This is a genomic window from Rickettsia akari str. Hartford (genome assembly GCF_000018205.1).
GTDB lineage: Bacteria > Pseudomonadota > Alphaproteobacteria > Rickettsiales > Rickettsiaceae > Rickettsia > Rickettsia akari.
On record NC_009881.1, the window covers coordinates 965,875 to 992,479 of the forward strand.

Sequence of the window (26,605 nt, forward strand, 5' to 3'; positions counted from 1 at the left end):
GATGACAGTACAATTCATACAACCCTACCATACATATAATAATCTTTATGCTCATTTGCAACTATTTCGTATTTCTTAAGGATTCCCTCCCTAGCAAAACCGCATCTCTCAAGAAGATTACTTGAACGCAAATTATCAGTAATTACTGTTGCTTGGACTCTTACAATGCCTATATAATCAGCAAATTTTAAAATATTCTTTATAGATTTTAACATCATACCTTGACCCCAAAAATTAGGATCTAGGTCATAACTTATCTCTGCTCTATGATGTTCTAGATTTATTATATTAAAACCGGCAGTACCTATTAATTTATTATCGTCTTTAAGGGCAATTCCCCAATAAACGCTTCTATGATTTTTATATAAACTAGACCAATAACGTATTTCTTCTCTAGCTTCTTCTAAGTCTTTAGGTCTATTACTATCAGTTATATAAATAGCCATTTCCGACTTACTCATATAATGAAAATAATCTTGTACATCACTTTCCACTAATTCCCTTAGTACTATATTTTCTAAATCAAGTACAGGAAAAGGCGCATATAAATATCCTCTATCTATCATAATACTTCAAGTCGTTATACTGCTTGTATTGCATATTTTGATAGGCGAGTGAGCGGAGCGTACACATAGCACGTGAGCATCACGAGTCCTTGATAAAAAGAAAGAGCAATTCTTGAAATACAAGCAGTATTTATCATACATATTTAATTGGGTCTTGTATATTATTCTTTTTAAAAGCATCAAGCCTTATCATGCAAGCAAGGCAATTACCGCAAGATGAATCATCTTCAGTAGGTTCATAACATGATATAGTATTTTTGTAATCTACACCAAGCTTAAGACCTGTTCTAATTATTTGCTCTTTAGTCATATCAATTAAAGGCGTATGAATAGTAATTTTTTGACCCTGTATTCCAATACTGGTTGCTAAATTTGCCATTTTTTCAAAAGATTTAATATATTCAGGACGACAATCAGGATAATTTGCTGAATCGCTTGTATGCACACCTATAAAAATATCTTTTGCTCCTATTACTTCTGCATACCCTAGTGCATAGCTTAAAAATATCGTATTACGAGAAGGCACGTAAGTAACCGGCACATCTTCAGGTACTGCGTTTACATCATGATAATGCGGAACATCTATATTATCGTCGGTTAAAGCAGAACCACCGAAAGCTCGTAAATCTATATCAACAATCTTATGCTGCTTGACGTTATATTCTTTTATAAGCTCCTTAACTTTCCGAAGCTCTGCATTATTACGTTGTCCGTAATTAAAACTCATAGAATGAATTTCATACCCTATTTCTCTTGCCATTGCAAGAACCGTAGCAGAGTCTGCCCCGCCGCTAACTAACATAACTGCTTTTTTCATTGTTTACCGATAAAGTTAATTTTTGGAATACTAGAGCATTTAAACTAATTTTTGCTCTAAGTGCTTCAAGTACTAAAGCTCGATACACACGTTTATCTACTCTAACATTAAACTGCCCGCTATACTCTTGCCTAGAGGGTGCTAAAGTAATAGATTGATTATGACTTATATAACTTTCTTTTATTAAAGTCCAAGCTTGTTGTAATTATTGTAGTGCTTTTTCAGGTGCATTGCCAAAAGCCGATACGTTCAGTAGCTCTTCAAATCTTGCTAGCCGATCTCCATCCGTATCTTTAAAAAGCTCTATAGTAAACCCGTCAAATGCGTCATTTGTTTTCATCTTCCTTTCCTTTTTCAAAGTTTTAAAATTGTTGAACTTGATATTCTTGTGCAATATTTCCAAAAGTTTGAATAGATAATCTATCTCCTTTGGGTGAGTACCAAATCTGATGGCTACCTTTTTGTCTATCTTTAATCCAACCACACTTAGTCATTAAAGTATGACATTCAGAGAAACTGCATCCTTTAGGATTTTGTTTAGCTGTATTTATCAGTTTTATATACTGATTTATATTGTAACTATGCATAGTTACAATATATAAGTCAAATAATATATGTTAATACAATAAATATTCTTGACTAAATCCTTCTGATAATCTAAATTTACGTTGTTAGTTTATGGCGGGTGTAGCTCAGTTGGTTAGAGCATCAGGTTGTGGTTCTGAGGGTCACGGGTTCGAAACCCGTCACTCGCCCCATATTTTTGGATTGTTGCCGTCATTGCGAGGAGCGAAGCGACGCAGCGATCTGGTACAAACGTCCTGGGGAGTGCGACACTCCTTTTAGTCACTTGCAATGACATTTTTTCTTATGGATATCAAACTTTTGTATAGGATGATTAAGTATTTAAAGTTCTATAAAAAAGACTTGATAGTCGTTATGGTTTCTTTACTTAGCGTATCAGCTTCATTATTACTAATCGGTAGTGTTTTTAGGAATTTAGTTGATAACGGCTTAAGCCAAGACCATATTTTATCGGTTGATAAATCCATATTATATATTTGTTTATTAATTACCATCTTAAGTATTGCTAGTTTTTTCCGTTCATATTTTATCAATAATATTGCTGAAAAGGCAGTTAATCAAATAAGAAAAGAAGCTTATAGTAATTTAATTAATTATGAAATTGAAGAGTTTGAAGAACTAAAAATCGGCGATATCATTTCACGCCTAACAAATGATATAGATCAAATATCTACGCTCATAGTTAATTTCTTATCTTTTTTTATTCGCAATTCAGTGATGTTAATTGGCGGCGTTACTTTAATGTTTTTTGAAAGCTTTAAACTTGCTTCTATAGTAATTATTACCATTCCTGTCTTATTAATTCCTTTAATTAAATTCGGCAAGCATGTTAAGGCTTTATCTAAAAAAGCTCTAGAATCTAAGTCACTTTTAGCATCGGATATTGATGAAACTTTTAATAATATTAGAGCTATCTATGTTTTCAACAATCAAACAAATAAAATTGCCCATTTTGATACTAAACTACAAAACTATTTAACATACTGCAAAACCCGTTTAAAAATTCGTGCTTTATTCTTTGCAATTTCAATAGCCGTTATATTTCTTGCAATTACTTTAGTTGTTTGGATTGGAGCTTTGGATATAGTCAAAGGGCATTTATCCGCAGGACAAATTATATCGTTTATTTATTATGCAATTATTGCCGGAGTGAGCTGCGGCGGCATTTTTGAGCTACTAAGCGAAATACATTTGCCTGTTACAGCCCTTGAGCGAATAATTACAATTATAGATAAGACGCCTATAACACATAATAATTATTTAGAGTTAAATAATTCCAACGCAGTATCAATCGAATTTAGAAATGTTAATTTTACCTATCATTCAAGACCTCATTTAACAATTATCAATAATATGTCTTTTAAGATAAATGCTAATCAGTTTGTTGGTATTGTAGGCAGATCAGGCGGAGGCAAAAGTACTTTGATGCAGTTATTGCTACGTTTTTACCGGCAAGAAAGCGGTACTATTCTTATTAACGATCAAGATATAACTCTTTTAAATCCTACTGAAATTCGTAAATTAATTGCCTATGTTCCTCAAGAAGCAAGCATTTTTTCCGGCACTATAAGGTCTAATATTATATTCGGTAATAATGAAGCAAACGACGACGAAATAAATGAGATACTAAAAATTACAGGAATAGAAGAATTTTCTGCTACACTTCATGACTGCATCAATGCTAAAATAGGTGAAAAAGGCGTTAGATTATCAGGAGGACAAAAACAAAGGATAGCTATTGCTAGAGCATTAATACATAAACCACATATCCTACTTCTTGATGAAGCAATGAGTGCTTTAGATACGATGAGCGAGCAGAAATTATTAAATTCTATCAGAAACATAATGAAAGGAAAAATTATTATATCAATTGCCCACCGGATTAGTAGTATAGAATCTGCTGATAATATCTTAGTAGTAGATAAAGGAGCAATAGTTGCTGAAGGATCACATAATAATTTATCTAAAAACTCAGAAATCTATCGCAATATTTGCAAAGAACAGTTAACAGTATAAAGGGATATGCCATTGTTACGTGGATACTACCACGTCATTGCGAGCAGTCATAGACTGCGTGGCACTCTAGGAAAAGATTAAAAAAATTCTGTAAATCAGAATTTTTTATTAGATTGCTTCGTCAATTGCTATGCAATTTCCTTGCAATGACGGATAAGCAGATCAACTCAACAATACCTCACTTGCATGACAATACAGTATATAATTGATATATTTGTTACAAAAAAAGTTCTATAGTATAAAAAATTTAAATGTTTAATATAATTTAGCTTGAAAGCTACTGTAGCTTTGTTATAATCGCCATTACAAAATAAAAAAGGTTTACAAAATGAAAAGTTTATTAAAAATTTTATTAATTTTAGCTTTCGCAAGCCCAGTATTTGCTTCATCAATGCAAAGACCTGACCCAGCTTCAGTTACAACAACCCAAATACAAGCTATGAGTACTGGCGATCAACAAGCTTGGGTTGCTAGCTTAACAGCAGATCAGTATAATATGTTAAGTCCTAGTGTCCAAAAGTGGGTAATGGAGAACACTACCGATGCTCAAAAACAAGCTTTAGGAATTAATCAATAATATTTTAATTGATTTAATTGATAGGGAACTGTTAACAAAATAATTCTAATTGATAATTAAAAGAGTTTTTAGCGAAAATTAATAAGATTTTTAAAAGAATAGTTAATCCTATTTAAAAAAAGTTTTATAATTTAGAGCAAAAGTAAATTTAATTAGCTTTAACATTTATTTTGTTAATAATCCCATATGTTAGGAATAACTATTCTTAACATATATCACTAGAAGTTTTTGCTTTCACTTCCTTTTAGTCTGCTTGTTATCGTGTCATGTATATGCTCCTGATGAATAAAAATTGCTAGACGAGTATAAAGATTCGTTTATTCTTTCTTTAGTAAAACAATACATTCTCATTCCTGCGGAAGCAGGAATCCAGTAGAAAATGGATTGTTGTCATGCCGTGGCTTGACCACGCCATCCAGAAAAAAAATTAAAAAAGACTGGATCACGCGATCAAATTGCAGGATGACATGGATAGAAGCGATCCACGCAGCAATGCCTCGCTGGCATGATATCGTCAACACAACCTCAAACTGACAATTACTTATGAAATTACTTATTACCGTAATCATCATGGAAATACTCGCAGGCGCGGAAATAGATTTATTCGTTCCAAGCTTCCCTGAAATACAAGATACATTCAACCTTTCAACTTTTATGATGGAACTATTACTTGGTGTAAATCTAACCGCTTATTCTATTACTTCGCTTATAGTCGGTAATTTAGGAGATAGGTACGGACGCAGACCGATTATTATACTCGGTTTACTGATTTTTAATCTTGGTAGTTTATTTTGTGTATTTGCAAATAATTATGAATCCATATTATTTGGAAGATTTTTGCAAGGATGTGGGATATCATCGGTTGCAGTGCTAGTATATGTTGTTCTTGCCGATATTTATTCTGTACAAGAGCAGCAAAGATTAATGGGTATTATAAACGGCAATGTTGCACTTTCTATGGCAATAGCGCCGGTTATAGGTAGCTATGTCAATTTATTTTGGGGCTGGCGTGGTAATTTTGTTTTATTGCTTATAGTAGGTTTGACTAGTCTAATTCTTGGTATGTTATTTATTCCGAAAAGAAAAGTTAATAAAAAAATACGTATTGCCTTAAAAGAATATATACCTATCTTCAAATCACCAAAAGCTATATATTATATACTTACAATGATATTTCTTGAACAAGGATATTGGATATTTATTGGGATTGCTCCTATTTTATATATGCAAAATTTAGGTGTAACTTTAGAATATTTCGGACTTTATCAAGGAGCAATGGCGGCTTTATTCTCAATTATGAGCTTTTCAAGCGGTTATTGTTTTAAAAAATTTGGAATTAGAAATTGCTTCTATTTTGGAGTTATATTTATAATACTATTCCTACTAGGCAATAGTATATTAGTTATCTATAATATTAATCATCCTTTAACTATAACAATAGTTACTTTATTATTATCTCTTGGTGTGATATATCCGATTAACATATTATGGCCACTGCTTTTAGAAGCTATTCCGGACGGCAAAGCTCGAATGACGGCTATGTTTACTGCGGCTAGATTGATTTTAACGGCATTTGGGTTGCAAGTAGTAGGATTGTTATATAACGGTACTTTTAACCCTATTTGCATTACTATATCCATTGTTACGCTATTTGGGTTAGTAACATTACCTAAATTATTTAAGTACGATCAAGTCTTTGAGATTTCTAATAGGGTATAGAGGCCTTTGTGGCGTCATTGCGAGCGACTACAAGGAGCGTGGCAATCTTCAGGAAATAAAAACTAGATTGCCGCGTCACTCCTCGCAATGACAGTTTGGATGTAAAAAATGATCAATAACAACTTTATTTTCAATATAGCTTTCAGATATTTTAGAGCTAAGAAAAACGAAAAATTTGTTTCTATTATTTCTGCATTTTCTTTAGTAGGCGTAATGATTGGCGTTGCAGCATTGATAGTAGTCATGTCCGTTATGAACGGTTTTCATATAGAGCTTACTAAAAATATTATCGGGTTAAATGGGGATATAGTAATAAATCGGCAAGGCGCTAGTATTGATAACTATGAAGAAATTAAAACTAAACTCCTAAAACAAGATTACGTAAAACATGTAACATTCATTGCTCACGGTCAAGCTCTAGCTCTTGGTAAAAGTAATAATAGCGGTGTGCTTGTTAAAGGCATGAAATTAAAGGATTTAAGTTTAAGAAATGAAATTTTTAAAAATGTAAATTTTGGTAGTTTTGATAATTTTTACGGCAAAAACGTAATAGCACTCGGAGAACAATTAGCAAGCAATTTAGGAGTAACTGTTGGGGATAAGATTAGATTAATTTCACCACATTCGGTTTCTACCGCCTTTGGCAGTATGCCAAGATCAAAAGAATTTAAAGTTATCGCAATTTTCAATAGCGGTATGTATGATTATGATTTGACAACGATATTAATGCCGCTTACTGCAGCACAAAATTTCTTATCTCTCGGCAACGATATTAATTTAATCGAAATTAATAGTCTAGACCCAGATAAAGCTCTCACATATTCATATAAAATACAATCATTATTAGGTCCAAACCTATACGTATTTAATTGGCAAACCCTAAATTCACAATTTTTAAGTGCCCTTGCTGTTGAGCGTACGGCTATGTTTACTATTCTATCTTTAATTATTACGGTTGCTGCATTTAATATTATTTCAAGCTTATTTATGCTTGTTAAAGATAAAACTTCAGATATTGCAATTCTTAGAACTATGGGAGCAAGCACTAAGCAAATAATGCTTATTTTTATCTATAACGGAATGTTTATAGGATTACTTGGCACGACACTAGGTATAATTCTTGGTGTTACTTTTTCTTATAATATTCAAACTATAAAAAATTATTTGGAGCGTATAACAGGTACTAAAATTTTTGAAGCAGCTATTTATTTTCTTTATAGTTTACCGTCAAAAGTAAGAACTGAGGATATTATTTTAATTACCTCTTTATCTATAATATTGTGTTTTCTTGCAACAATTTATCCTTCTTATAGAGCCTCAAAATTAAATCCAGTGGATGCCCTAAGATATGAGTAATACAATCCTCATTTTAAAAAAAATCTCAAAACATTACAGCCAAGGCAACACTATTGTTAAAGTACTCGATGATCTTAATCTAACGGTTAATGAAGGTGAATTAATCGCTATAATAGGTTCTTCAGGTAGTGGCAAATCGACTTTACTACATATTTCCGGCTTGCTTGATAAACCTACAAACGGTCAAGTCATAATACCAAATAGCAAGTATCAAAAATATCATCTAATTCGTCTTCATTATTTAGGTTTTATCTATCAACAACATCACCTACTGAAAGATTTTACCACTCTTGAAAATGTTATTATGCCAAGACTTATTAGCGGTCTTGATCAACAAGAAGCAATAGAAGATGCAACAAAGATATTAGATGATTTAGGACTTGGGCAAAAACTCTATAATATGCCCGGAGAATTATCGGGAGGAGAACAACAACGGATTGCTATAGCTCGGAGCTTAATTAATAAGCCGAAAATTATTTTAGCGGATGAACCAACAGGTAATTTAGACCCCAAAACCACACATGAAGTGTTTAATTTATTTTTAAAAGTAGCAAGAGAACAAAATACCGCCGTTATTATGGTAACACATAACCATGAGTTAGCACATAAAATGGATAAATGCTATAAGCTAAAGCACGGATTATTAAATATCACTTGATTTAAAGCTCAAAAATTTTGATAATTATATATAGATTCTTTTAATAAAGGTTAGTAATGGCTGAGCCTATTATATTTACTCTTTTACTTGGCAATAAAGATCAGATATTAGAAAGAATAAACAAGCAGGAAGCTCAAAATAAACTACCTGTTATCCCACTTCAAGTTAATAAAGAATCACATATATCCGATAAAGAACGTATTTTTTCGGAAATCTTGGAAAAATCCCGCAAAGAGGGCAAAACACCGATTTTTAACATTCAACTCAACAATAATAATGTAAAACCAATTTTTCGGGTACAAGATTTAATTAATTCACAAAATTTAAATATAAAAACTACTATTACTTTTGATCAATATAATTCATTAACCCAAAATCCTGAGCTGGAAACTTATTGGAAGCAAGTTATGGAAAAAGTTGATCATGTTTTTTTCATAAATGAAACAGATCAAAATTTAGCTATAGCCGAGGGTATAGTACAAAAAGATAAAACCACTACAATTACGGATATAAGTTTAGTAACATCTGTTTTTAACAATCTTGTATATGATCGTGAAATTGACAAGTTTCTCTCGGGTACGATACATGACAAAGCAAAATTAGACAAACTCATAAAAACAACTAAAAATCAAGGTGGTAGAGTAATTATAGACACTTGGCCTATCTCTACGGATGAAGCAACAAATCTTATAACTTCTACATTCGGTATTACCTCTGAAGATCAAATTTACGGATTGAAACTTGAAATTAATGAAATCTTAAGAGATCCAAATAATGCTGCTGAAAACTTTAAACAATATGTATCACAAATATCTAGCCAATTTCAAAAAGATTTGTGTAAAGCTGAAGTAAATCCTATTGATTTTAATTTTAATACAAAGAAGATTATAAATGATCGAGCTGAGGATATACAAAAAGAACAAACAACACCATATGAACCTCTACAAGAAAATCAACCACAACAGCAAGTTTTTTTTAGAAGAGTTTTGCACTATTTTAAAGATAGAGTAACGAGTGTTAAAGAAACAATATTCGGCAAAGAAAAAAAGCCTTAAACTCAAGAATCCACAACTCAAACTACGGAAGCAATGACGCGAGAACAGCAAGTAGTGGCTGTCCCTTCTATAACTCAACCGGAGCAACAAGCTTCTGTGAGTAATACAAAACCCTAGGAAGAACTAGGAATTATACAACAAATGTATGAAGAATCTCTGCAAGCAGAAAAACAATTAATTAAATCGCTAATAGAGCCAAAAATACCTAAAAAAATCATCACCTGTTATAAATACTGAAGCTCAAGCCGGTATTTATAATATAGAAAATATAAAACAACCTGAGTATTTATACACTGAAGATGATATAAAAAATATACTGGAAGCACATATAGATAAGAATAAATTCTCTATATTTCATCACGTCTCTTTAGAAGAGCCAGAAATACTAAAAGATACTCTTCATGCTACAGGAGAATGTTTACTATGAGATAACAAATCTGCAATTATACCGCTCAATACAGGACATAAACATTGGTTACTCTTAACGGCTAGTAAAGATGGTAACGGTAATATAAACTTTATTTATAATGACCCCTATTGTGAACAATTGACATCTCGTCCAAAAGTAACATAATATATTCACGAAGTTTATCATGGTGCAAAAATAACAGATCTAAACACCAAACAACAAAAAAACGCTTATGATTACGGAGTTTTCGTATGCGATAGTGCAATAAAATTTTCTAAAGATCAAAAAATTCTGACTACTGAAGCATCTAAAGGACAAGGTATAAATTTAAGAAGGACTCACGCTAATACACTATTAATGCAACAGCAAGCACAAAAAATCGTGAGACCGTTAAAAACAAATTCTGTACAGCAATCAAGTAATAAATTGCAAGAATTAGTGAAGAATCAAAAAATAAATGATCACGCTAGACGACTCTAATATACTCTGATAAGAATAAGTAGTATCTTGATACAACTTTAAAAAGAGCAAGAAATCCACAAGGCGAGGATCGTATACTGAATACGTGAGTACCGCAAGCTCTACGACATAGCAAATTTTTGAAGTTCTATCGTAGTAGAATAAAAAAACATTAGGCAAAATTTCTAATTCCTAATATAATTATTTATAGTTAATTTATATTTAACAAGAATGACTACCATGCTTGTGATCGTTATTATAATAATGATCGCCTTATCTGCTTTATTTGCGGCTACCGAAACTGCTATAACCGCGTCTTCCCCAGGGAAGATTCATAAGCTTAAAATCACAGGTAATAAGCGTGCTAAAACAGTTTTAGAGGTTCTTAAGAAAAAAGAAAAAGTCATAGGAACTCTACTAATCGGTAATAGCCTAATCAATACTGTTTGTACTACTATTGCTACTACTCTCTTTATTAGCTTTCTTGGAGATAATGGACCTATTGTTGCTTCCGGCGTTATGGCTTTTATAATTATTGTTTTTGCCGAAGTAGTACCGAAAGCAATCGCCGTTGCTAAACCTGAACAATTAGCATTAAAAATGGCTTCAACTATAGTAATATTTTTAAAGCTTTTCAAACCTATTAATATTGCTCTTGATTACATTACAAAAATATTTTGCTTCATATTTCGTATTAATTTAAGTCCTCAAATATCAGGAACGGAAGAAGTAAGAGGCGTGATTGAGCATTACCATCAAGAAGGCGGAGTTTATAAATCCGATCGTAATATGCTCGGTGGGATATTAGATATACGTAATATGACGGTATCGGAAATTATGACTCACAGAAGTAGTATTATAGCCCTTAATATCGACCTACCTCATGAAGTGATAATTAAAACTTTATTATCGGGCACTCATACACGTATACCTTTATGGCAAGATAATAGAGATAATATAATAGGGATTCTCAATCTAAAAGATTTGCTTAAGGCATTATATGAAAATAATAATGATACAAAAAAAATTGATATTAATACACTTCTAACTCCACCTTGGTTTATCCATGAGAATGCACTTGTAGTAGACCAGCTACATGCATTTAGAGAACGTAATAATCATTTTGCTTGTGTTGTAGATGAATATGGTGATTTACAGGGAATTATTACTCTTGAAGATGTGATAGAAGAAATCGTAGGACCTATTACCGATGAACATGATAGGCTTAATAATGAAATTATCCAGAAGTCTAACACCGAGTTCATTATAAAAGGAACTACGACTATTAGAGATATTAACCGAGAACTTGATTGGAATTTATCGGATGAGGATGCAAACACTATAGCAGGATTAATAATCCATAAAATTGCTAGAATTCCAAATCAAGGAGAAGTAATTGAAATATTTAACTTTAAAATAATAATTTTAAAGAAAATTGCCAATAAGATTGATAGTGTAAAAATTACCGTATTACCTACTACCGAGGAAATAATAAGCAGTGAGTAAAATCGGTAATTTTTTACTGCTAATAACGATGTGCTTAAGTGGGATATCGATTGTTTATGTACCTTTGTTATCACGTGGCTTGACCACAGGATCCAACAAAATAATTAATAAATGGATTCCGCGGTCAAGCCACAGAGTGACAACCATACTCCCATTCTACATAGCGGCCTCATGTGCTATACTTGCCTTTTTTACCCTAATCTATTCCTTTATCACTTCTGACTTTTCACTACAAAATGTTTTCTTAAATTCCAGTACTTTAAAACCTTTAATATATAAAATAGCCGGCAGTTGGTCGAGCCATGAAGGCTCAATGTTATTATGGTTTTGTTTATTACAAATCGTTAGTTGCTGTTATATATTTTTAGTGAAAGATAAACAGCTTCAACTTTTATCTATCATCATATTATCAGCTATACAATTACTGTTTAGCAGTTTTATTTATTTTACCTCCAATCCTTTTAACGTATTTTCTGTCGCTCCTAAAGAAGGGTTAGGCTTAAACCCGATGCTACAAGATATTGCTTTGAGCATTCATCCTCCTCTGCTTTATTTAGGCTATGTCAGCTATTTAGTGCCTTTTACTATTGTTTGTGCCGCTATGTCATTCCAGCGTAGGCACGAATCCATTGCTTCTTTTATAAAATTTTTACTGGATTCACGCATACGCGGGAATGACATAAAACTTCTCAAAACATTTTCCAATATTGGTATCTTATTTACTACCATAGGAATTAGCCTTGGTTCTTGGTGGGCATATAGAGAACTCAGCTGGGGTGGATTTTGGTTTTTCGATCCGGTGGAAAATATTTCGCTATTCCCTTGGTTATCCGGAATTATGCTACATCATGCTATAATTGTAACAACAAAAACTGGACGTATGCAAAGCTGGACTATGGTTTTATCACTTACTACTTTTCTGTTAGTCGTATTTAGTACTTTTTTAGTACGTTCCGGTTTTATTACTTCAATTCACTCTTTTGCATTCTCACCTGAGATTGGAATATACTTGCTTGGGATATTTTTGATTATGGGGATTGGTGGACTCTGTGTCATCCCGCGTCTTGACTGCTGGATCCAAAAAACAAGTGATAATACTTTTAACTTGATCCCGCAGTCAAGACGCGGGATGACAATAATAGACAAATGCATACTCCTTGGAAATACTTTCTTCTTACTTAGCCTTATTGTGCTAATAGCTGCCACACTTTATCCACCAATTTACTCTTTATTTTACGATAAACCAATCATTATTAGTGAAACATTTTTTGTTAATAATTTTATTATATTCGTTATCCCTATTCTTTGTACTATAGGATTATTTACTACCAGTAGCTCTATTAAAAAACATATTATAATTCTAATATTATCTCTAATAATTACTTATTCAATATCATTAAAAGTCACATTTAGTGTTATATCGATTTTAACTATAATCACATCGATATTTTTGATGTTTCATAATATTCATTATCTTTTGGTTAACACTAATTATTTTAGAAATAAACTTAAAGCAAGTGCTGCTAGTATGATCCTTGGGCATTTTGGTTTTGCACTAGTTGCTTTCAGCATTACCATGAATTCATTATTACAAAGTGAAATGGATTTTACCGGAGAAGTAGGAACAAGTAAAACATTTAACGAATTTAAAGTAACGTTGCAAAATATTAAGTTCGCTCAAGGTAAAAATTATTATAGACAAATCGCTGAATTTTGGCTTGAGGATAATAGCCGTAATATAACTATATTAAAGCCGGAAAATAGGCTTTATATAGTTGAAAAGAGTTTATCGCAAGAAAGCGATATATATTCTTACTTATCATATGATCTTTACGCAGTTTTAAGTAATATAGACGGCGATATAATTCATGCTAAAATATATTACAAGCCAATGATGAGCTTTATTTGGCTTGGAATTATTCTTACCGCTTCCGGTTTTTTTATTGCACTAATAAGAAACAATTCTAGCTAATTCAAATTAGCACATTTAAGGTTTAAAATTAGTAGCATTATGTTCAAGATATTCTTTAGTTCCTTTATCTCAATTTATTTGTCATATTTTTTCAGCGATAACATCATGCATTTCAAATATCGGATTAACTTCATTAGGTTCAATATTAGAGCTCAAAGCAAATTTAGAAAGCTGATAAATATCATCGTCTAGACTATGCTTATCTTCAGTAACAGAATTTAATAATTCTTTTGAAAAACTTTGATTATTAAGCATTGCTATCCCATCTAGTAATCTTTTGACACTAGGATTTAATTCATTGCTAACAAGTTGTTATATTTAGCTTAATTTTATCCTTAGAGGCTTTTATCTTGTTCTTATATGCCTCTAAGTGCAAAACCTTGTACTTGATTTAATATTTGTGTTCCTTGAACTACAAGAATCGGATAGCCTACAAATTCTTTGGTCAAAAAATTTATTAATTCCGGATTTTTATTTTCCAATATATTTTTTACAAGTAATGCAGTTTCTGACTTAGTGAAAGCATTTGCTTTGATTATATTAGATAACAATTAATAATCTTGAGAATAAACTATAATATTACCGTTATATTCCCAATTAATAAAATCCTATATTGTCTTATTTCCGCCTATTTTTAAATTATCAAACACCAACAACCATTTATCTTTAGTTGCTGGATAAGCTATTAAATCTTTCTTCATCACTACCATATCTTCTGAAATCACCGGTGATTTTACCTCGATATTAATAGCTTTAGATCATTTGAGTAATTACTGCTCTATATTTAGATTACAATCAATAAACCAAATTATGTTATAGTTATCTTTATTTGCATAAGCGTACATCTTAGCAAAGCTGCGTTTTACCCATACTGCTTCCCCATACTACACTAGACTGCTTGTATTTATTAAGATTTTCTTTTAGTGTTTCCAATTGCGATACATGATTTATAAAATAGCTAACCGGTACAACTCAATTAGATATTTGACTTTAAGCAAATATACTTTATTAGAAGCATAATAATCCCTTCACTAATATAATATTTTTTCATCATATTTATTAATTATAAATTTTTAGCTGTAAACTAGATATCTTTTTGACTAAAAAGTTAATAAAATTTGAGGTTAATGAAGATATTGCACTTGGTATAAAAGTAGATGATGTCATTCCAGCGTGGCATTGTTGCGTGGATCTGCTTTGTCGTCATTTAGAGAAGAATTACGTAGTAATTCGACGAAGCAATCTAGTAAAAAATTTTGTAAATCAGAGCTTTTTTAATTATTTTTTCTGGATTGCCGCGTCGCTTCGCTCCTCGCAATGACGATTAGATATCAACGCAACAAAACTTTCTCGCGTAGACAAGAATCCAAACAAAAAGTATCAATACAGAAAATTTTTGAAATTAAAAGCTCAAATTATCTCGCTTTATGATGGATTCCTGCTTTCGCAGGCATGACATAGGTACCCACTCCACAAGATCTGTAGACAGAAAGAAAAAATTAAAAACCCCCTTTTTTCAAAGAGGGCTTTTTCTTGAAGAACTTATAAACTTGCTAATCAGGAGCGATTAGAAGTTTACACGGACTTTTAAAGTACCTTGATGCGCAACGTATTTACTTGCAATCTGAGCATCGTAACCGACTCCATATTCCATCTTAGCATCAGGTCTTATGCTTGCACTTAAACCTAAATTATAAGATGTTTTAGCAGTTCTGTCAGGCTGGCTGATAAACGGAGTAACTTGTCCATCTAACTGAGACTGAGTTTTAGATAATCTACCGTTTACTTTGTGAACTACAAAAACGTGAGCTTCAGGATATACTGCAAGATCAGTTATATTCATAGTACCACCGGCTACTTTAGCACCTACTATTAAATCAGTTCTATCGCTAAACTTGCTGTTAACTTGCTTGTTTGCAACTGTTGTACCGGATTCTTTGTAGTTTTCGTCAGAAGACTTTAAGTAGCTAAGACCTGCCATTGGCGTTACTAATACACCTTGCAGTGCATTGTAATCATAGCCGACCATTAAGTTACCACCGAATGTAATGTTACCGTAATTACCGGCAGCAACTTGTTTATTCATCTTACCGTTAGCATCGAAGAAGTAACGCTGACTTTTGTTCTTCACGTGGTTTAAGCTAAATATTGCACTACCTTGAGCAAAGAAGTTCTTAACAAGCTGCTGGGCACCATATAACGAGAATGAGAAACCGTTAATGTCGGTTTTATCACCTTTCTTATAATCTTGGTGTTTTATATCGGTTTTAGTGATACCGATAGCAGCACCGATCATTAAGTTATCGTGAGCTAGCGTATCTAAACCGATTACGACACCGGTGGTTTTAGCTTTATAACCAGCTAAACCGCCTTTCTTACTTTGATGTGCATCAGTATAGAAAGGTTTTGCCCATACACCGTAAGCTACATTGTCAACAGCTTCGTCACCTGCAGCAACCGCAGCAGGTATTGCTCCAGCTTCAGGTCCAGCCATTTCAGCAGTTTCATGAGTACCTAAATATCTCAGAGTACCTAATCTATTACCAAGTTGAGCTTGGATATCTTTAGCTACATCTAATTGTGCATTAGTTACAGCTGCACTTGTATCGGTAGTAATAGCTCCAACAAAGTCAGCAGAATCAGCACTATTTTTAGCTAAAAGAAGATTATTATATGCCGCGGTATTAGTTGCATTTACAAATGTTGTAACGTTCTGACCTACACCCGATGCACTTGCAAATGGGCTATTTGCGATATCATTAGTAACTACGTTTGCTGCATTGTTAGTACGTGTTATCACATAATCTTGGTTAGCATCACGTATTAAAGCGTAATTTACAAAACGATTACTTCCGGTTACAGCAAAATTAGGACCTCCTAAAGTACCGTTAAATCTAGCACCACCTTGGATTAAAATATAAGTTTTTGTACCGCTGAAATTTGCATTAGCATTATCTTGTACGTTAATGGTTGTAGCTCCTGTATCTGTTGCATTAACCTGAGCATTTTCCGCAATAACGATGTGACCCATATTACCGTTTGCTACTGTTAAAGTAGTTTCAATAGAAGTATTGCTTCCCCATGTTGAAGTACCGCTTGCAAATGTTAAGGTATTTGTAAGAAGATCGATTGCACCGTTAATAGCAGTAGTACCGCCGCCCAAAATTACGTTAGAATTTAAAACAGTTAAAGTATAAGTACCAAAATCCGTGACTTGTGAATAAATATTTCCTTGTAATCCTGCACCATTATGATTACCTGTAAACTTAACAGAAGCTATATTAGCATCAGAAGCACCGATATTACCAACATACGCATCACCTAAATAAGTGACCGTACCGTTATTAGCTTCAGTGGTCACAATCATACTTGCAGGACTAGAAAATGTGCTGTCAACAAACCTTACATTAGCGTTACCGTTAACACTTCCAAGGGTAATTGTACCGTCGAAATCTGTCCCGACTACACCACCCGTAGTAACAGTTACACCGTCATTAATGGTTACGTTAGTTGCGACAATACTACCTAAGTTGTTATAGTCTGTAGCAAACGTTACTTGCTTTAACTTTGGACTATCGCTCCCTACACCTAAACCGTAAATTGTACCAGGGGTATTAGGGATACCGCCGTTAAGTGTGACAGTACCTTGATTATTTTTTGTAGTACCGATACCTGCATATAATGTAGTAGCATCAACGGTTACGCCATTATCGCTTCCAAGACATAGACCTACGATATTGTTTTGATCACCGATTGCTTGACCATCAGCGATTACACTATCAATACCTGATACGACCACAATAGGAGCATTCAAGTTACCTGGTGTACCATTACCTACTGTACTTTTAATTGTTAAACCATCTAATGGGGTATCGCTAGGTAAGAATAAACCTGCACCTAAACTTGCATTTTCAAACGAGATTGTATTAGTTTTTATAGCATGGTTATTACCTGCATTACCTATTTCATTAATCACTACGTTACCACGACCGGAAACTGTTATTTGTTTTAAATCATCAACAAGTCCAGCTTGTTTGTTTAATGTTACGGCAATAGGAGATGTGTTAACAAATTCTACTATACCGGTATTATCATCCGATGCGATAAAGTCTGCAGTATAGTCACCACCGATTTGTAAGGTAGAATTACCGGAAATGAAAGTATGGCCATCAAAAACGGAATTACCTGCAAACTGAACCGTACTATTGCCGTCTAAATATACGCCGCCGATTTTATTAGCAGGCGTACCAACTGTACCGCTTATTATACTTGTTCCACCACCAACAAATCGAAAGAAACCGTTATTAGGAGCAATAGTAGTAATATTATTGGCGTGTATACTAGCTCCGCCAAGCACTTCCAATACAGTACCTATTGCCCCACCAGTCGGTGCAGCAAAATTGAATTCTGAAAGTGGAGCTTCCGCACTACCTAAATTTGTTCCTGCCATAAGACGTGTTACATTACAATTATTCCCACCAATATTACCAACTATAGTAGAGTTAGCTATTATTTTACCTTGACCTGAAGCATTAGTAGTTTTAGCTATTAAATAGTTCACATGACCAAGATTTACTGAACCGTTATTGCCAATAACTAACTCATTAATAGCAACATCACCGATATTTAAAGTTGTTGCACTTGAACCTATCTTTAACTGATCAAGAGTTTTATTATTAGCTGCAATAGTACCGATACTACCTGCAATAGTTAAAGTTTGAGTATTTGTTAAGCCACTTGCATCAACAACACCTGTTTTATCAGCAGCAATAGCTAAATTAAAATTAACTAAAATATCATTTTGAGTACTTGTTAATTTAATAGTACCACCGTTAGCTTGGAAATTAATCGTTCCACCGGCATTGACACCGATAATCTTTGCTCCACCGAGAGTTAATGTTTTTGAAGCATCATCAGCTAAAGTAATACCGTGTAATGCAGCATTACCAGCACCGTTACCTATATCACCGGTAATTGTAGCACTTCCATCTAACTGAATAGTACCACCTGCAACAGCACCACCAATAAGAGCATTTTCGTTAACTTTACCGTTTATAACTGTATCGTCAGCAAGTTTAAAGACAGAACCGGCATTTCCTAAACTTAACTCAGCAGTATGTGTTCCTGATAATTGAACAACTCCGGCACCTGCTACTTCGATTGCTTTAATATTATTTGTCACTGCAACATTTGCATCAGAATTACCGCTTGCTAAAGTACCGTTAGCAGCAAACGTTATCACACCTGCAGTATTACCTTTATTGCTAGCATCACCTGTGAAATTACCTGTAAGGGTCTTAGTATCAGGAACTGTAATCTGCACTCCAAGATTACAGAAATCAGTAGCACCAAGGTTTGAGTTTTCAGCTATTATAACTTTAGAATCTGCGGTTTTAAAGGTAGTAGTACCGTCTATACCAACATCAACTATGTGGTTAAAGTTTACTTGTCCGCCTGCATTAGCACTTTGTATAACAATGTCTTTAGCATAAACCTGCCCAGCGACTGTTGCTGCATTACCATTATCTACGCTAACAACAAATCCTGCAGCTCTACCTGCTCCATTATTAGTACCTATTACTGCATTAGCAGGACCCGCATTAGCTATAAGTTGACCGGCTACTGCAGTAGTGTTAAATTCGATAATACCTTTTAGATTACCGCCTAAACTTCCTGTCATAACGTTAAAGTCGGTAGTACCATTCTTACTTAATAATACTAATCTACCGGTACCATCCGTTCCGTTAAAATTAATAGTAGAACCAGCTACTTGTTGTAAATTTAAAGCATTACCGTTAGTAGCATCAGTATTAAAAATGAAACCTTGACCGTCACCGATATTAATTGTCTTAACAGTAGCAAAACTTTTATCTGAAACTTGAATAAATCCCTTAGTAACATCTAAAGTACCGTTAGCACCATTAGCTATTTTAGCATTACCCCCAAGTATAAGAGGAGCGTTTTGAGTTGTAGGATTTACTAAATTAAATACTAATGCAGAAGGTACACCACCAAAGTCTATTGTGCCTAAACCGCTAAGATCATTATTGGCAACAGCATTACCACCATTAACTTGTGCAACAACATTTTGAGCATTTTTTGTAGCACCTGCTTGTGCAGCAGTAATACCTTGTCCTGTTATGGCAAGAGTTTTACCGGCAGCAAGAGTAAGGTTAAAGAAGTTAGCTTGATTAGCAGCATTAGTGACAAACCCTAAAGTAGTATTCTCACTAACTGTCACTGCTAAATCGTTCGCAGTATTTAACAACAAACCGTTCAAACTACCTGCTGGAGCATTAAAATCAATACCATGATTAACATTAGCAGTAATAACTGCATTTGGAACAACTGCAAGATTCGCGTTAGCGGCATCTTGGTCAAATCCCACACCATCAAGAGTTGTAGCAGCTCCAACTGTCGTTCTATTCTGCTGTGTAGCAGCACACATAGCTGAGCCAGCAAAGCCGGCCACTATGGTAGCTGTAGAAGCAGTTACCAATCCTGCGGAAATTAATTTTTTTAGAAAATTTGGTTTTTGAGCCATAATTTTTTTTCCTATATTTAAGTTAAAATTTAGTACCTAGTATTAAAACAAACTTACCAAACGTGAGTCAATACGTCCTGCATTTGATAAGGAAATAACCTAATATTTTGTTTCAATAGTCTCTAAACTACGGGCCACAGTATACCATATGTTGTATATAATTACAAGCATCGCTGTAGTTTTTTGATAAAGTTTTAATAACTGTTATATTTTTATCACATTTGGGTTATGACACACAGGTCGTCATTGCGAGGATGTATTACCTGCATGGATCAATTTCACCTCTCTCATTCCATGGCTTGACCACGGGATTACGAACTAATGCGCCCTACTCTTCATTAAATACTAGCACTGCAGCAGCATTTTCCCATTTTAGCATTTCTTCATATTTAGTATCCCAAATATGCATAATTTCTTTTTCATATTCTACAATTTGCTCTTCTAATCCTTTAAATTGTTTCACCATTTTACGTGCTTTAGAAAGTATCGTGTCATTACTAACATCAAAAACTTTTTTCAAATGACGGTCTTGTTCTTCTTTATAATTTAAATGAGCTGCTCTACCCAGCTCAGCATCTTTATGCATATCTTCACTTCGTATCTGTATTTCAAAATTACGTTGAGAGTGTAAACACTGCATTATATTATGCAGAGACTGATAGCCATTGCTTTTTGGTCTATTGATATAATCTTTGGTGTATAACCAATCTAAATGCGAAGAACTCTTAACTACGTCCAAAGCATTATAGCATAGAGCTTTAGATTTAACTATAATCCTACACGCAATTAAGTCTTTCAATGCATCAATCGGCACTTCTTTCCTTTTCATCTTTGTTAAAACAGAATAAGGTCCTTTAAGACGCATATATATCTCATTTTCTATATCTGCCTTATTTAAATCTTCTTTAAGCAGATTAATAATATCACAAATCAAATCCCCCCTGCTACCTAAAATTCTATAATCTCTACTATTCTTAGTAAATATTACTTATAGCTTTTAGAACTTAAATCCCCCAATACTGCTTTCTCAAATAAGTAAATTCTTGCAATAATATTCTTGAGCTACTGCATTTTCAATACTGCACAAGTTTGCTAGGTGTTATTTGCGGTCTATACTAGATAAACATATGAACATGATCACAAGCTACTTTGCCTGAAATTATCTGTACTTCATGTTCCATACAAATACTCCTAAATAAATCTCTAGATCTCTCTTCGCTACCTTTCACGTTAATACACTCTTGCTATACTTTGGTACCCACATATTGTGTACTTTTAAATCATACTGGATATGGCTATTTTTTTTCTATAACTTCTCATATCTCTTTATAAATTCGTCCGCCAAGGCAACTTCATTATATCTTACATTCGACTAAAGGCGATTGATTGTTCATCCCAAATCGGCACATTAATAGGTCAGAAAATTTATCTATAGACTCTTCCGAAACACTACCTAGAACTTCAGACATTTTGTTAAATTCTCCGGTACATTCAAGCACTATATCTACGCCTGCATCTAAAACTCCTTTGGTAATATCTGCCATACTACCGCTTAAAGCTTTCATATCTATTGCATCGGAAATAATAAGCCCTTTAAAGCCTATATTATTTTTAATATAGGCTTTAACTTTTTTGGATAGGGTGGCAGGGTTCTCAGGATCAAGAGCTTTATAAATTATATGTGCAGTCATAGCAAGTTTAATATTATCGTACTTCGCTAACTCCTTAAATACTTTAAAGTCTGTATCCTCTAGTTCTTTTAAGCTAGTATCAACAATAGGTAACCCTATATGGCTATCCACTTTAGCTCTACCATGACCAGGAATATGTTTTATACAAGCCACGACTTTCTCTTCTTGTAATCCATCTATAGCAGCTAAACATAAAGGCACGACTACCTCCAGATCTGAGCCGAAACTTCTATCGCCGACTATCTTGTCTGCTCCTTCGTGGATCAAATCCACTACCGGAGCAAAATCTAGATTAATACCTACTTCTCTTAACTCTTTGCCTATATTGATATAGTTTTGTTTGCACTCTTGCACATCAACGAAAGTTTGAGCAGCCGGAGCGTCATAAAAAGTTGGTGCTATGAGCCTTTTTACCCTACCGCCCTCTTGATCTATAGAGATGATAGTATTTGCTCCTAATACTTCTTTTATATCTGCAATAAGCTTAATAAGAGTCTCTTTATCCTGCTCACCGTTATCATTCTTTCTAATATTACGACGGAATAAAATCACACCTAAAGGATTATGCTTTTCAAATAATGCTCTTTCAGCATCGGTTAATTCAGGACCGGATATGCCTATAATTACCGGTTTTGCTCTTTGTCTTATTATCATAATATACTCTTTTCTTGTCTTTAAAACGTTATAAAACGTTATATGACAAGTACTATACGCAAGCCATCGAGGAGTCGGCAAGAATTTTTTTTATTTGAAGAGACAAATTATAAAAGTTGGTAAGTAATATATCGACTTTATCGGTAGACGGAGATGTAATATCTTTCTTTAAAGATTTGTGAAGTAGATCAATATCACTAACAGTATAATATTTTCTATTATTTATTTTATAATTAGATACATCAGGGATTTTTGCCTCTAGATATCTTAATTGATGTACAGCAATATTTAAATGCTTAATCACTTCACTAGCAGAATAATATTTTTTTGTGAACTTATTGTTTGTCATGTTTATTCACTAGGGCTTTTAATTTGGCAGAAGGGACAAAACGCAAACTCTTTTTTGATTCTATAATTACTGGTGATTTAGTATGAAAATTTATTCCGGGACGTGGATTTTTGTGTTTAACCTCAAAGCGACCGAAATTCTTTAAAGTTAATTTTTGCTCTCTTGCTATTTCTAAAATATTAGAAAAAACCGTATTAACTATTTCCTTGCATAAATTATTTGAAAAACCCAATTTGGAGCTTAACATAGCTGAAATTTTTTCTTTGGTAATAGTCATAAATAATACCGATTTTAATTGTGTCACCCCCGTGGTCAAGCCACGGGGTGACAATAGTAGAACCAAAACCCACTCAATAAAATTATGAATTTGCTGTTGCTTTATTATATTCGTTAATATTTTTATTTAGCTCTTCTAATTTATCCACTAGGTGCTGACGTATTTTTTCTTGCCCCTTGCTTCCTGCCTTTTTATAATCTTCCATTTTTGCTTTCACATCCTCTATAGATTTTTGCAGTTCTTCACCTTTTTTATCTTTCTGATCTTTCACAGTCTTTTTTATCTCGGCAACACTTTGTGCTATCTGATTGTAAGTACTGTCTAAGGTCTGATTAAATGCATCGGCTCCCGTTTGGGCTAAGTGCGTTAAATTGTCTTTTAATTCTTGTAAATTTTCGGTAATTGTTTTGATACTGCTTGTAACTACTTCTTCAGTTTGCACTACATTTGCTTTTGCTTCCTCCTTGGTAGGTGAATCTGCAAAAATGCTAGGTGTTAATAATAATGTAGCAGTAGCACCGAATGTTATTAAAACTTTTTTCATTATATTCTCCAATTATTTATATTTTCTTACTTTAAATCATAAGTTTTTTACAAAATCTATATTCTGCAACTGTATCATCTCTAATTTTCTGATAATCCTGTAACTCTTTCGTTAAATTTTTATATTGCTCTTTTATAGTTTCTAAAGAATGGTCTTTACTGTCCTGAGTATATTCCTCTAATCATTAATTTTGACGGATAATTTATCCGCTACTTCATGACATTTTTTATTAAAATCGGCAGTAATAATTTTAGCATAGTCCTTAAGATTTAAATGTAATTCTTCAAGTTATTCACTTATAGCTCCCATAAAGCCTCTTTTTGAAAAAAATAGCTAATAAAAATTAAACTTAGATATCGTATACCGATATCATAAATAATATAATTTTAAAAAGCAATTTTAAAAAGGACATATTTAATATATAGTTTATTAATATAAAATAAATTTGAGTATGTCATGACATTAGAACTAGGAAAAAAAGTTCCTGATTTATCTTTACACATAGGTAAAGATAAAGTAATTAAACTATCGGATTTAAAAGGAAAATTCATAGTACTATATTTTTATCCGAAAGACGATACGCCTGGATGTACTATTGAAGCACAAGATTTTAACAAGCTAAAACCGGAATTCGATAAACTTAATACGGTAATTATCGGAGTATCCAAAGATAAGCTTGACTCTCATGATAAATTTAAAGAAAAATATAGTTTAGGATTTGATTTAGCCTCTGATGCAAATTCAAATTTGTGTGAACAATTAGGGGTATGGGTAGAAAAATCAATGTTCGGTAAAAAATATATGGGCATTGATAGGGCTACGTTTTTACTTGATAATGAGGGAATAGTGAAGCATATTTGGAGTGCGGTAAATGCTAAAAATCACGCTCAAGAAGTACTTGAAACATTACGGACTATACTTTCCTAAGTGGTTGTTACGTGGATCAATTCCACCGCTGTCGTACCGTGGCTTGACCACGGGGTGACACCGAGTGTGTTGGGCCATTCAGTCACTTAGCTGATTACGTTTCATTTCTTCCATCTATTGTGAAACCAAAACCATTGAGAAGGATTTTGCTTAACCCATTCTCCTAACATTTGATTAATATTAAGCATAATATTATAGCAATCAGCTTTATTATCGCCGGTTTGCTCAAATTCTAATTGCGGATGAACTATTACTTTAAAATAGCTACCTTTAGTTCTGATAATTTGACACGGTATAATTGTATATTTATACTGCAAAGCAATTTTAGCTATGGCGTTGGCCGTCATAGCAGGATGCCCTAAAAAAGGCACTTCAATTCCATCATTCATTTTTTGATCCACAAGCATAACAATAGATTCACCATCCTTGATAGCCCTAACTAAAGCTCTTCTACCTTCAGGACCTTTCGGTATAAGTCTTAATTTATCACCGGCACGGCTTTCATTAATTAACTTATTAACATACGGATTATTTGCCTTACGGTAAATCACAGCAAATTTCGAATAAGATTTATGCAGAAGATGAAGCCCAATATCCCAATTAGCAAAGTGACCACTAAATAATAAAAATGGTCGTTCTCCTAGCTTTCTAATATTCTCAATACCTATTATCTCGGCTCTATGTTCTAGCTCAGCGTCACTCATTTTATTAACATAAGCACTTTCACCGATGAATCTACCGAAATTATCCCAAGTTTTATCTATGATTTTTTCAACATCACACATATCGCCGAATACTGCTTTAATATTTCGTTTAGCAATTTTATTAACGGCGAATAATATACCGACTTTTCTTGCTATAAAACTACAAATATCTGCTGCTTTATCTACACCGAATATTCCTATTACTTTAAGGAATATAACGACGATAAAATACTCAATTAAATATCTGAGCTTTTTTAAAAATTTTTTCATTTAATAAATCATGGTTGTTTATAGATAGTTCTACATCTAAACAGACAATATTATTATTTAAATCATTGAACTTAATATGATCTTTTCTTGTAGTAATTAAGGTAGTATTATGCTCTTTAGCTAACGAATATAAATTTTCCAAATCTTCTTGTAAATAATTATAATGATCAGGAAAAATTTTGTAACCGGTTATATTCAGTCCATAATTTTTTAAAGTCGAAAAGAAACGCTCAGGATTACCGATACCACTAAAAGCAAAATAATTTTTAGTTTTATCTATATTATTTGAAGGAACTATTTGAGCACTTATTACTTTATTGACATAAGGAGTTAAAATATTCGGTATTTTATCATTGGTACTACTGACTAAAAAAATTAAATCAGCTGCATCAAGGGCTTTATTTGGATCTTGTCTTAAGGGCCCTGCAGGAATTAGAAAGCCATTGCCAAAAAGCCTTTGGCTATCTACTGAAACTATAGTAAAATCTTTATAAAAATAAGGATTTTGTAGGAAATCATCAATTATTATTATATCAGGTTTAAGCTCATTAATTAATGGTAAAATCTCTTTAATATTTTTAGTAGCAATAACTGTTCCATACTTTGCAAGTATTACTCCCTCATCTCCTACCTCTAATGCTGTATGTCCTGGATGTATGGTAGTTGCACTTTTAAGGTTACTACCATAAGCCTTAGTTACTATTACAAAACTTACATTTTTAGCTCTCAGTAATTTGGCTAGATACATTACTATCTGTGTCTTACCCGTACCTCCTACGCTACAATTACCGACACAAATAACTTTAGCAGGCAACATAATAGGACGCGCTAAACTATCTCGTAAATAGCCTAAAAATTTATATATCAGGCCTATAGGCAAAAGCAAATAAGCTATAATATTTCGCTTTTGCCAAAATTTAGGATATAAAAGTTTGATCATGTTATATATA

General features: G+C 33.1%; 21 protein-coding genes, 1 tRNA gene and 4 pseudogenes. 11 read left to right on the plus strand and 15 right to left on the minus strand.

Annotation, left to right across the window (positions count from 1 at the left end; genetic code table 11):
* Positions 1 to 14 precede the first annotated feature (14 nt).
* The 4 genes and pseudogenes from A1C_RS04865 to A1C_RS08855 all read right to left on the minus strand — a co-directional run bounded on the left by A1C_RS04865 (position 15) and on the right by A1C_RS08855 (position 1,970).
* On the minus strand, positions 15 to 566 hold the full coding sequence (locus A1C_RS04865) for a GNAT family N-acetyltransferase (protein ID WP_012149957.1): 552 nt from the start codon (positions 564 to 566) through the stop codon (positions 15 to 17).
* 133 nt (positions 567 to 699) lie between these two features.
* Entirely contained in the window at positions 700 to 1,383 is a 684-nt protein-coding gene (gene queC / locus A1C_RS04870) for a 7-cyano-7-deazaguanine synthase QueC (RefSeq protein ID WP_012149958.1), read from the minus strand.
* Positions 1,358 to 1,723, minus strand: a pseudogene (locus tag A1C_RS04875) (toxin-antitoxin system HicB family antitoxin). The gene queC and the pseudogene A1C_RS04875 overlap by 26 nt, the downstream one beginning before the upstream one ends.
* 22 nt (positions 1,724 to 1,745) lie before the next feature.
* Positions 1,746 to 1,970, minus strand: coding sequence for a type II toxin-antitoxin system HicA family toxin (locus A1C_RS08855; RefSeq protein ID WP_232279107.1), 225 nt, complete (start codon positions 1,968 to 1,970; stop codon positions 1,746 to 1,748).
* A 94-nt stretch (positions 1,971 to 2,064) separates the two neighbouring features.
* On the opposite strand from A1C_RS08855, the gene A1C_RS04885 reads away from it, so the two are divergent.
* The 10 genes and pseudogenes from A1C_RS04885 (at position 2,065) to A1C_RS04925 (ending at position 13,695) form a co-directional block, all read left to right on the plus strand.
* A tRNA-His gene (locus tag A1C_RS04885) sits at positions 2,065 to 2,141 on the plus strand.
* A gap of 112 nt (positions 2,142 to 2,253) precedes the next feature.
* Positions 2,254 to 3,984, plus strand: a complete 1,731-nt coding sequence (locus A1C_RS04890) for an ABC transporter ATP-binding protein (protein WP_041816789.1) — start codon at positions 2,254 to 2,256, stop codon at positions 3,982 to 3,984.
* Positions 3,985 to 4,040: 56 nt separating this feature from the next.
* A pseudogene (locus A1C_RS09595) lies at positions 4,041 to 4,124 on the plus strand (lytic transglycosylase domain-containing protein); the annotation flags it as partial.
* Positions 4,125 to 4,312: 188 nt separating this feature from the next.
* Complete coding sequence (locus A1C_RS04895; protein ID WP_012149963.1) at positions 4,313 to 4,561, plus strand: DUF2673 domain-containing protein; 249 nt, start codon at positions 4,313 to 4,315, stop codon at positions 4,559 to 4,561.
* A 543-nt stretch (positions 4,562 to 5,104) separates the two neighbouring features.
* Entirely contained in the window at positions 5,105 to 6,280 is a 1,176-nt protein-coding gene (locus A1C_RS04900) for a multidrug effflux MFS transporter (RefSeq protein ID WP_012149964.1), read from the plus strand.
* Positions 6,281 to 6,388: 108 nt separating this feature from the next.
* Positions 6,389 to 7,636, plus strand: a complete 1,248-nt coding sequence (locus A1C_RS04905) for a lipoprotein-releasing ABC transporter permease subunit (protein WP_012149965.1) — start codon at positions 6,389 to 6,391, stop codon at positions 7,634 to 7,636.
* A complete protein-coding gene (locus A1C_RS04910) occupies positions 7,629 to 8,294 on the plus strand; it encodes an ABC transporter ATP-binding protein (protein ID WP_012149966.1) in 666 nt (221 codons plus the stop codon). The genes A1C_RS04905 and A1C_RS04910 overlap by 8 nt, the downstream gene beginning before the upstream one ends.
* Before the next feature lie 56 nt (positions 8,295 to 8,350).
* Positions 8,351 to 10,238: pseudogene (locus A1C_RS04915) on the plus strand (Ulp1 family isopeptidase).
* Between the two features lie 210 nt (positions 10,239 to 10,448).
* Positions 10,449 to 11,723, plus strand: coding sequence for an HlyC/CorC family transporter (locus A1C_RS04920; RefSeq protein ID WP_041816790.1), 1,275 nt, complete (start codon positions 10,449 to 10,451; stop codon positions 11,721 to 11,723).
* Positions 11,724 to 12,036: 313 nt separating this feature from the next.
* Positions 12,037 to 13,695 (plus strand): cytochrome c-type biogenesis CcmF C-terminal domain-containing protein, encoded by a 1,659-nt coding sequence (locus A1C_RS04925; protein WP_012149970.1) that lies wholly within the window; start codon positions 12,037 to 12,039, stop codon positions 13,693 to 13,695.
* A gap of 81 nt (positions 13,696 to 13,776) precedes the next feature.
* Here the strand turns inward: A1C_RS04925 and A1C_RS08860 are convergent, their stop codons facing one another.
* From A1C_RS08860 to A1C_RS04960, 9 genes and pseudogenes are all read right to left on the minus strand, one after another.
* Complete coding sequence (locus tag A1C_RS08860; RefSeq protein WP_232279108.1) at positions 13,777 to 13,950, minus strand: hypothetical protein; 174 nt, start codon at positions 13,948 to 13,950, stop codon at positions 13,777 to 13,779.
* A gap of 101 nt (positions 13,951 to 14,051) precedes the next feature.
* Positions 14,052 to 14,246: a hypothetical protein gene (locus A1C_RS08865; RefSeq protein ID WP_232279109.1), complete on the minus strand. Its 195-nt coding sequence runs from the start codon at positions 14,244 to 14,246 to the stop codon at positions 14,052 to 14,054.
* Positions 14,247 to 15,262: 1,016 nt separating this feature from the next.
* Positions 15,263 to 20,239 (minus strand): outer membrane protein OmpB, encoded by a 4,977-nt coding sequence (gene ompB / locus A1C_RS04935; RefSeq protein ID WP_012149972.1) that lies wholly within the window; start codon positions 20,237 to 20,239, stop codon positions 15,263 to 15,265.
* Between the two features lie 328 nt (positions 20,240 to 20,567).
* The gene (locus tag A1C_RS04940) at positions 20,568 to 21,173 is read right to left on the minus strand and encodes a guanosine polyphosphate pyrophosphohydrolase (protein ID WP_012149973.1); all 606 of its coding nucleotides are present in this window, start codon (positions 21,171 to 21,173) and stop codon (positions 20,568 to 20,570) included.
* Between the two features lie 76 nt (positions 21,174 to 21,249).
* Positions 21,250 to 21,559 (minus strand): annotated as a pseudogene (tnpA, locus tag A1C_RS09680) (IS200/IS605 family transposase); the annotation flags it as partial.
* Between the two features lie 35 nt (positions 21,560 to 21,594).
* Positions 21,595 to 22,584: a glycoside hydrolase family 3 N-terminal domain-containing protein gene (locus A1C_RS04945; RefSeq protein ID WP_012149974.1), complete on the minus strand. Its 990-nt coding sequence runs from the start codon at positions 22,582 to 22,584 to the stop codon at positions 21,595 to 21,597.
* 52 nt (positions 22,585 to 22,636) lie between these two features.
* Positions 22,637 to 22,933 (minus strand): MerR family transcriptional regulator, encoded by a 297-nt coding sequence (locus A1C_RS04950; RefSeq protein ID WP_012149975.1) that lies wholly within the window; start codon positions 22,931 to 22,933, stop codon positions 22,637 to 22,639.
* On the minus strand, positions 22,920 to 23,210 hold the full coding sequence (locus A1C_RS04955) for an HU family DNA-binding protein (RefSeq protein ID WP_012149976.1): 291 nt from the start codon (positions 23,208 to 23,210) through the stop codon (positions 22,920 to 22,922). Before A1C_RS04955 ends, A1C_RS04950 begins: the two co-directional genes overlap by 14 nt.
* An 82-nt stretch (positions 23,211 to 23,292) precedes the next feature.
* On the minus strand, positions 23,293 to 23,754 hold the full coding sequence (locus tag A1C_RS04960; protein WP_012149977.1) for a hypothetical protein: 462 nt from the start codon (positions 23,752 to 23,754) through the stop codon (positions 23,293 to 23,295).
* Positions 23,755 to 24,210: 456 nt separating this feature from the next.
* Here A1C_RS04960 and bcp point away from each other — a divergent pair, with 456 nt between their 5' ends.
* Entirely contained in the window at positions 24,211 to 24,681 is a 471-nt protein-coding gene (bcp, locus tag A1C_RS04965; protein ID WP_012149978.1) for a thioredoxin-dependent thiol peroxidase, read from the plus strand.
* Between the two features lie 101 nt (positions 24,682 to 24,782).
* Here the strand turns inward: bcp and A1C_RS04970 are convergent, their stop codons facing one another.
* The gene (locus A1C_RS04970; protein ID WP_012149979.1) at positions 24,783 to 25,655 is read right to left on the minus strand and encodes a lipid A biosynthesis lauroyl acyltransferase; all 873 of its coding nucleotides are present in this window, start codon (positions 25,653 to 25,655) and stop codon (positions 24,783 to 24,785) included.
* The gene (gene lpxK, locus A1C_RS04975) at positions 25,618 to 26,595 is read right to left on the minus strand and encodes a tetraacyldisaccharide 4'-kinase (protein ID WP_012149980.1); all 978 of its coding nucleotides are present in this window, start codon (positions 26,593 to 26,595) and stop codon (positions 25,618 to 25,620) included. The genes A1C_RS04970 and lpxK overlap by 38 nt, the downstream gene beginning before the upstream one ends.
* Positions 26,596 to 26,605 lie beyond the last annotated feature (10 nt).

Coding starts and splice junctions, on each gene's coding strand:
- A1C_RS04955 (WP_012149976.1), bottom strand. CDS start 23,210: ATGACTATTACCAAAGAAAAAATTTCAGCTATGTTAAGCTCCAAATTG.
- A1C_RS04960 (WP_012149977.1), bottom strand. CDS start 23,754: ATGAAAAAAGTTTTAATAACATTCGGTGCTACTGCTACATTATTATTA.
- A1C_RS04925 (WP_012149970.1), top strand. CDS start 12,037: ATGTTATTATGGTTTTGTTTATTACAAATCGTTAGTTGCTGTTATATA.
- A1C_RS04890 (WP_041816789.1), top strand. CDS start 2,254: ATGGATATCAAACTTTTGTATAGGATGATTAAGTATTTAAAGTTCTAT.
- A1C_RS04950 (WP_012149975.1), bottom strand. CDS start 22,933: ATGACAAACAATAAGTTCACAAAAAAATATTATTCTGCTAGTGAAGTG.
- lpxK (WP_012149980.1), bottom strand. CDS start 26,595: ATGATCAAACTTTTATATCCTAAATTTTGGCAAAAGCGAAATATTATA.
- A1C_RS08860 (WP_232279108.1), bottom strand. CDS start 13,950: ATGCTTAATAATCAAAGTTTTTCAAAAGAATTATTAAATTCTGTTACT.
- A1C_RS04945 (WP_012149974.1), bottom strand. CDS start 22,584: ATGATAATAAGACAAAGAGCAAAACCGGTAATTATAGGCATATCCGGT.
- bcp (WP_012149978.1), top strand. CDS start 24,211: ATGACATTAGAACTAGGAAAAAAAGTTCCTGATTTATCTTTACACATA.
- A1C_RS04895 (WP_012149963.1), top strand. CDS start 4,313: ATGAAAAGTTTATTAAAAATTTTATTAATTTTAGCTTTCGCAAGCCCA.
- queC (WP_012149958.1), bottom strand. CDS start 1,383: ATGAAAAAAGCAGTTATGTTAGTTAGCGGCGGGGCAGACTCTGCTACG.
- ompB (WP_012149972.1), bottom strand. CDS start 20,239: ATGGCTCAAAAACCAAATTTTCTAAAAAAATTAATTTCCGCAGGATTG.
- A1C_RS04920 (WP_041816790.1), top strand. CDS start 10,449: ATGACTACCATGCTTGTGATCGTTATTATAATAATGATCGCCTTATCT.
- A1C_RS04905 (WP_012149965.1), top strand. CDS start 6,389: ATGATCAATAACAACTTTATTTTCAATATAGCTTTCAGATATTTTAGA.
- A1C_RS04910 (WP_012149966.1), top strand. CDS start 7,629: ATGAGTAATACAATCCTCATTTTAAAAAAAATCTCAAAACATTACAGC.
- A1C_RS04900 (WP_012149964.1), top strand. CDS start 5,105: ATGAAATTACTTATTACCGTAATCATCATGGAAATACTCGCAGGCGCG.
- A1C_RS04970 (WP_012149979.1), bottom strand. CDS start 25,655: ATGAAAAAATTTTTAAAAAAGCTCAGATATTTAATTGAGTATTTTATC.
- A1C_RS04865 (WP_012149957.1), bottom strand. CDS start 566: ATGATAGATAGAGGATATTTATATGCGCCTTTTCCTGTACTTGATTTA.
- A1C_RS08855 (WP_232279107.1), bottom strand. CDS start 1,970: ATGCATAGTTACAATATAAATCAGTATATAAAACTGATAAATACAGCT.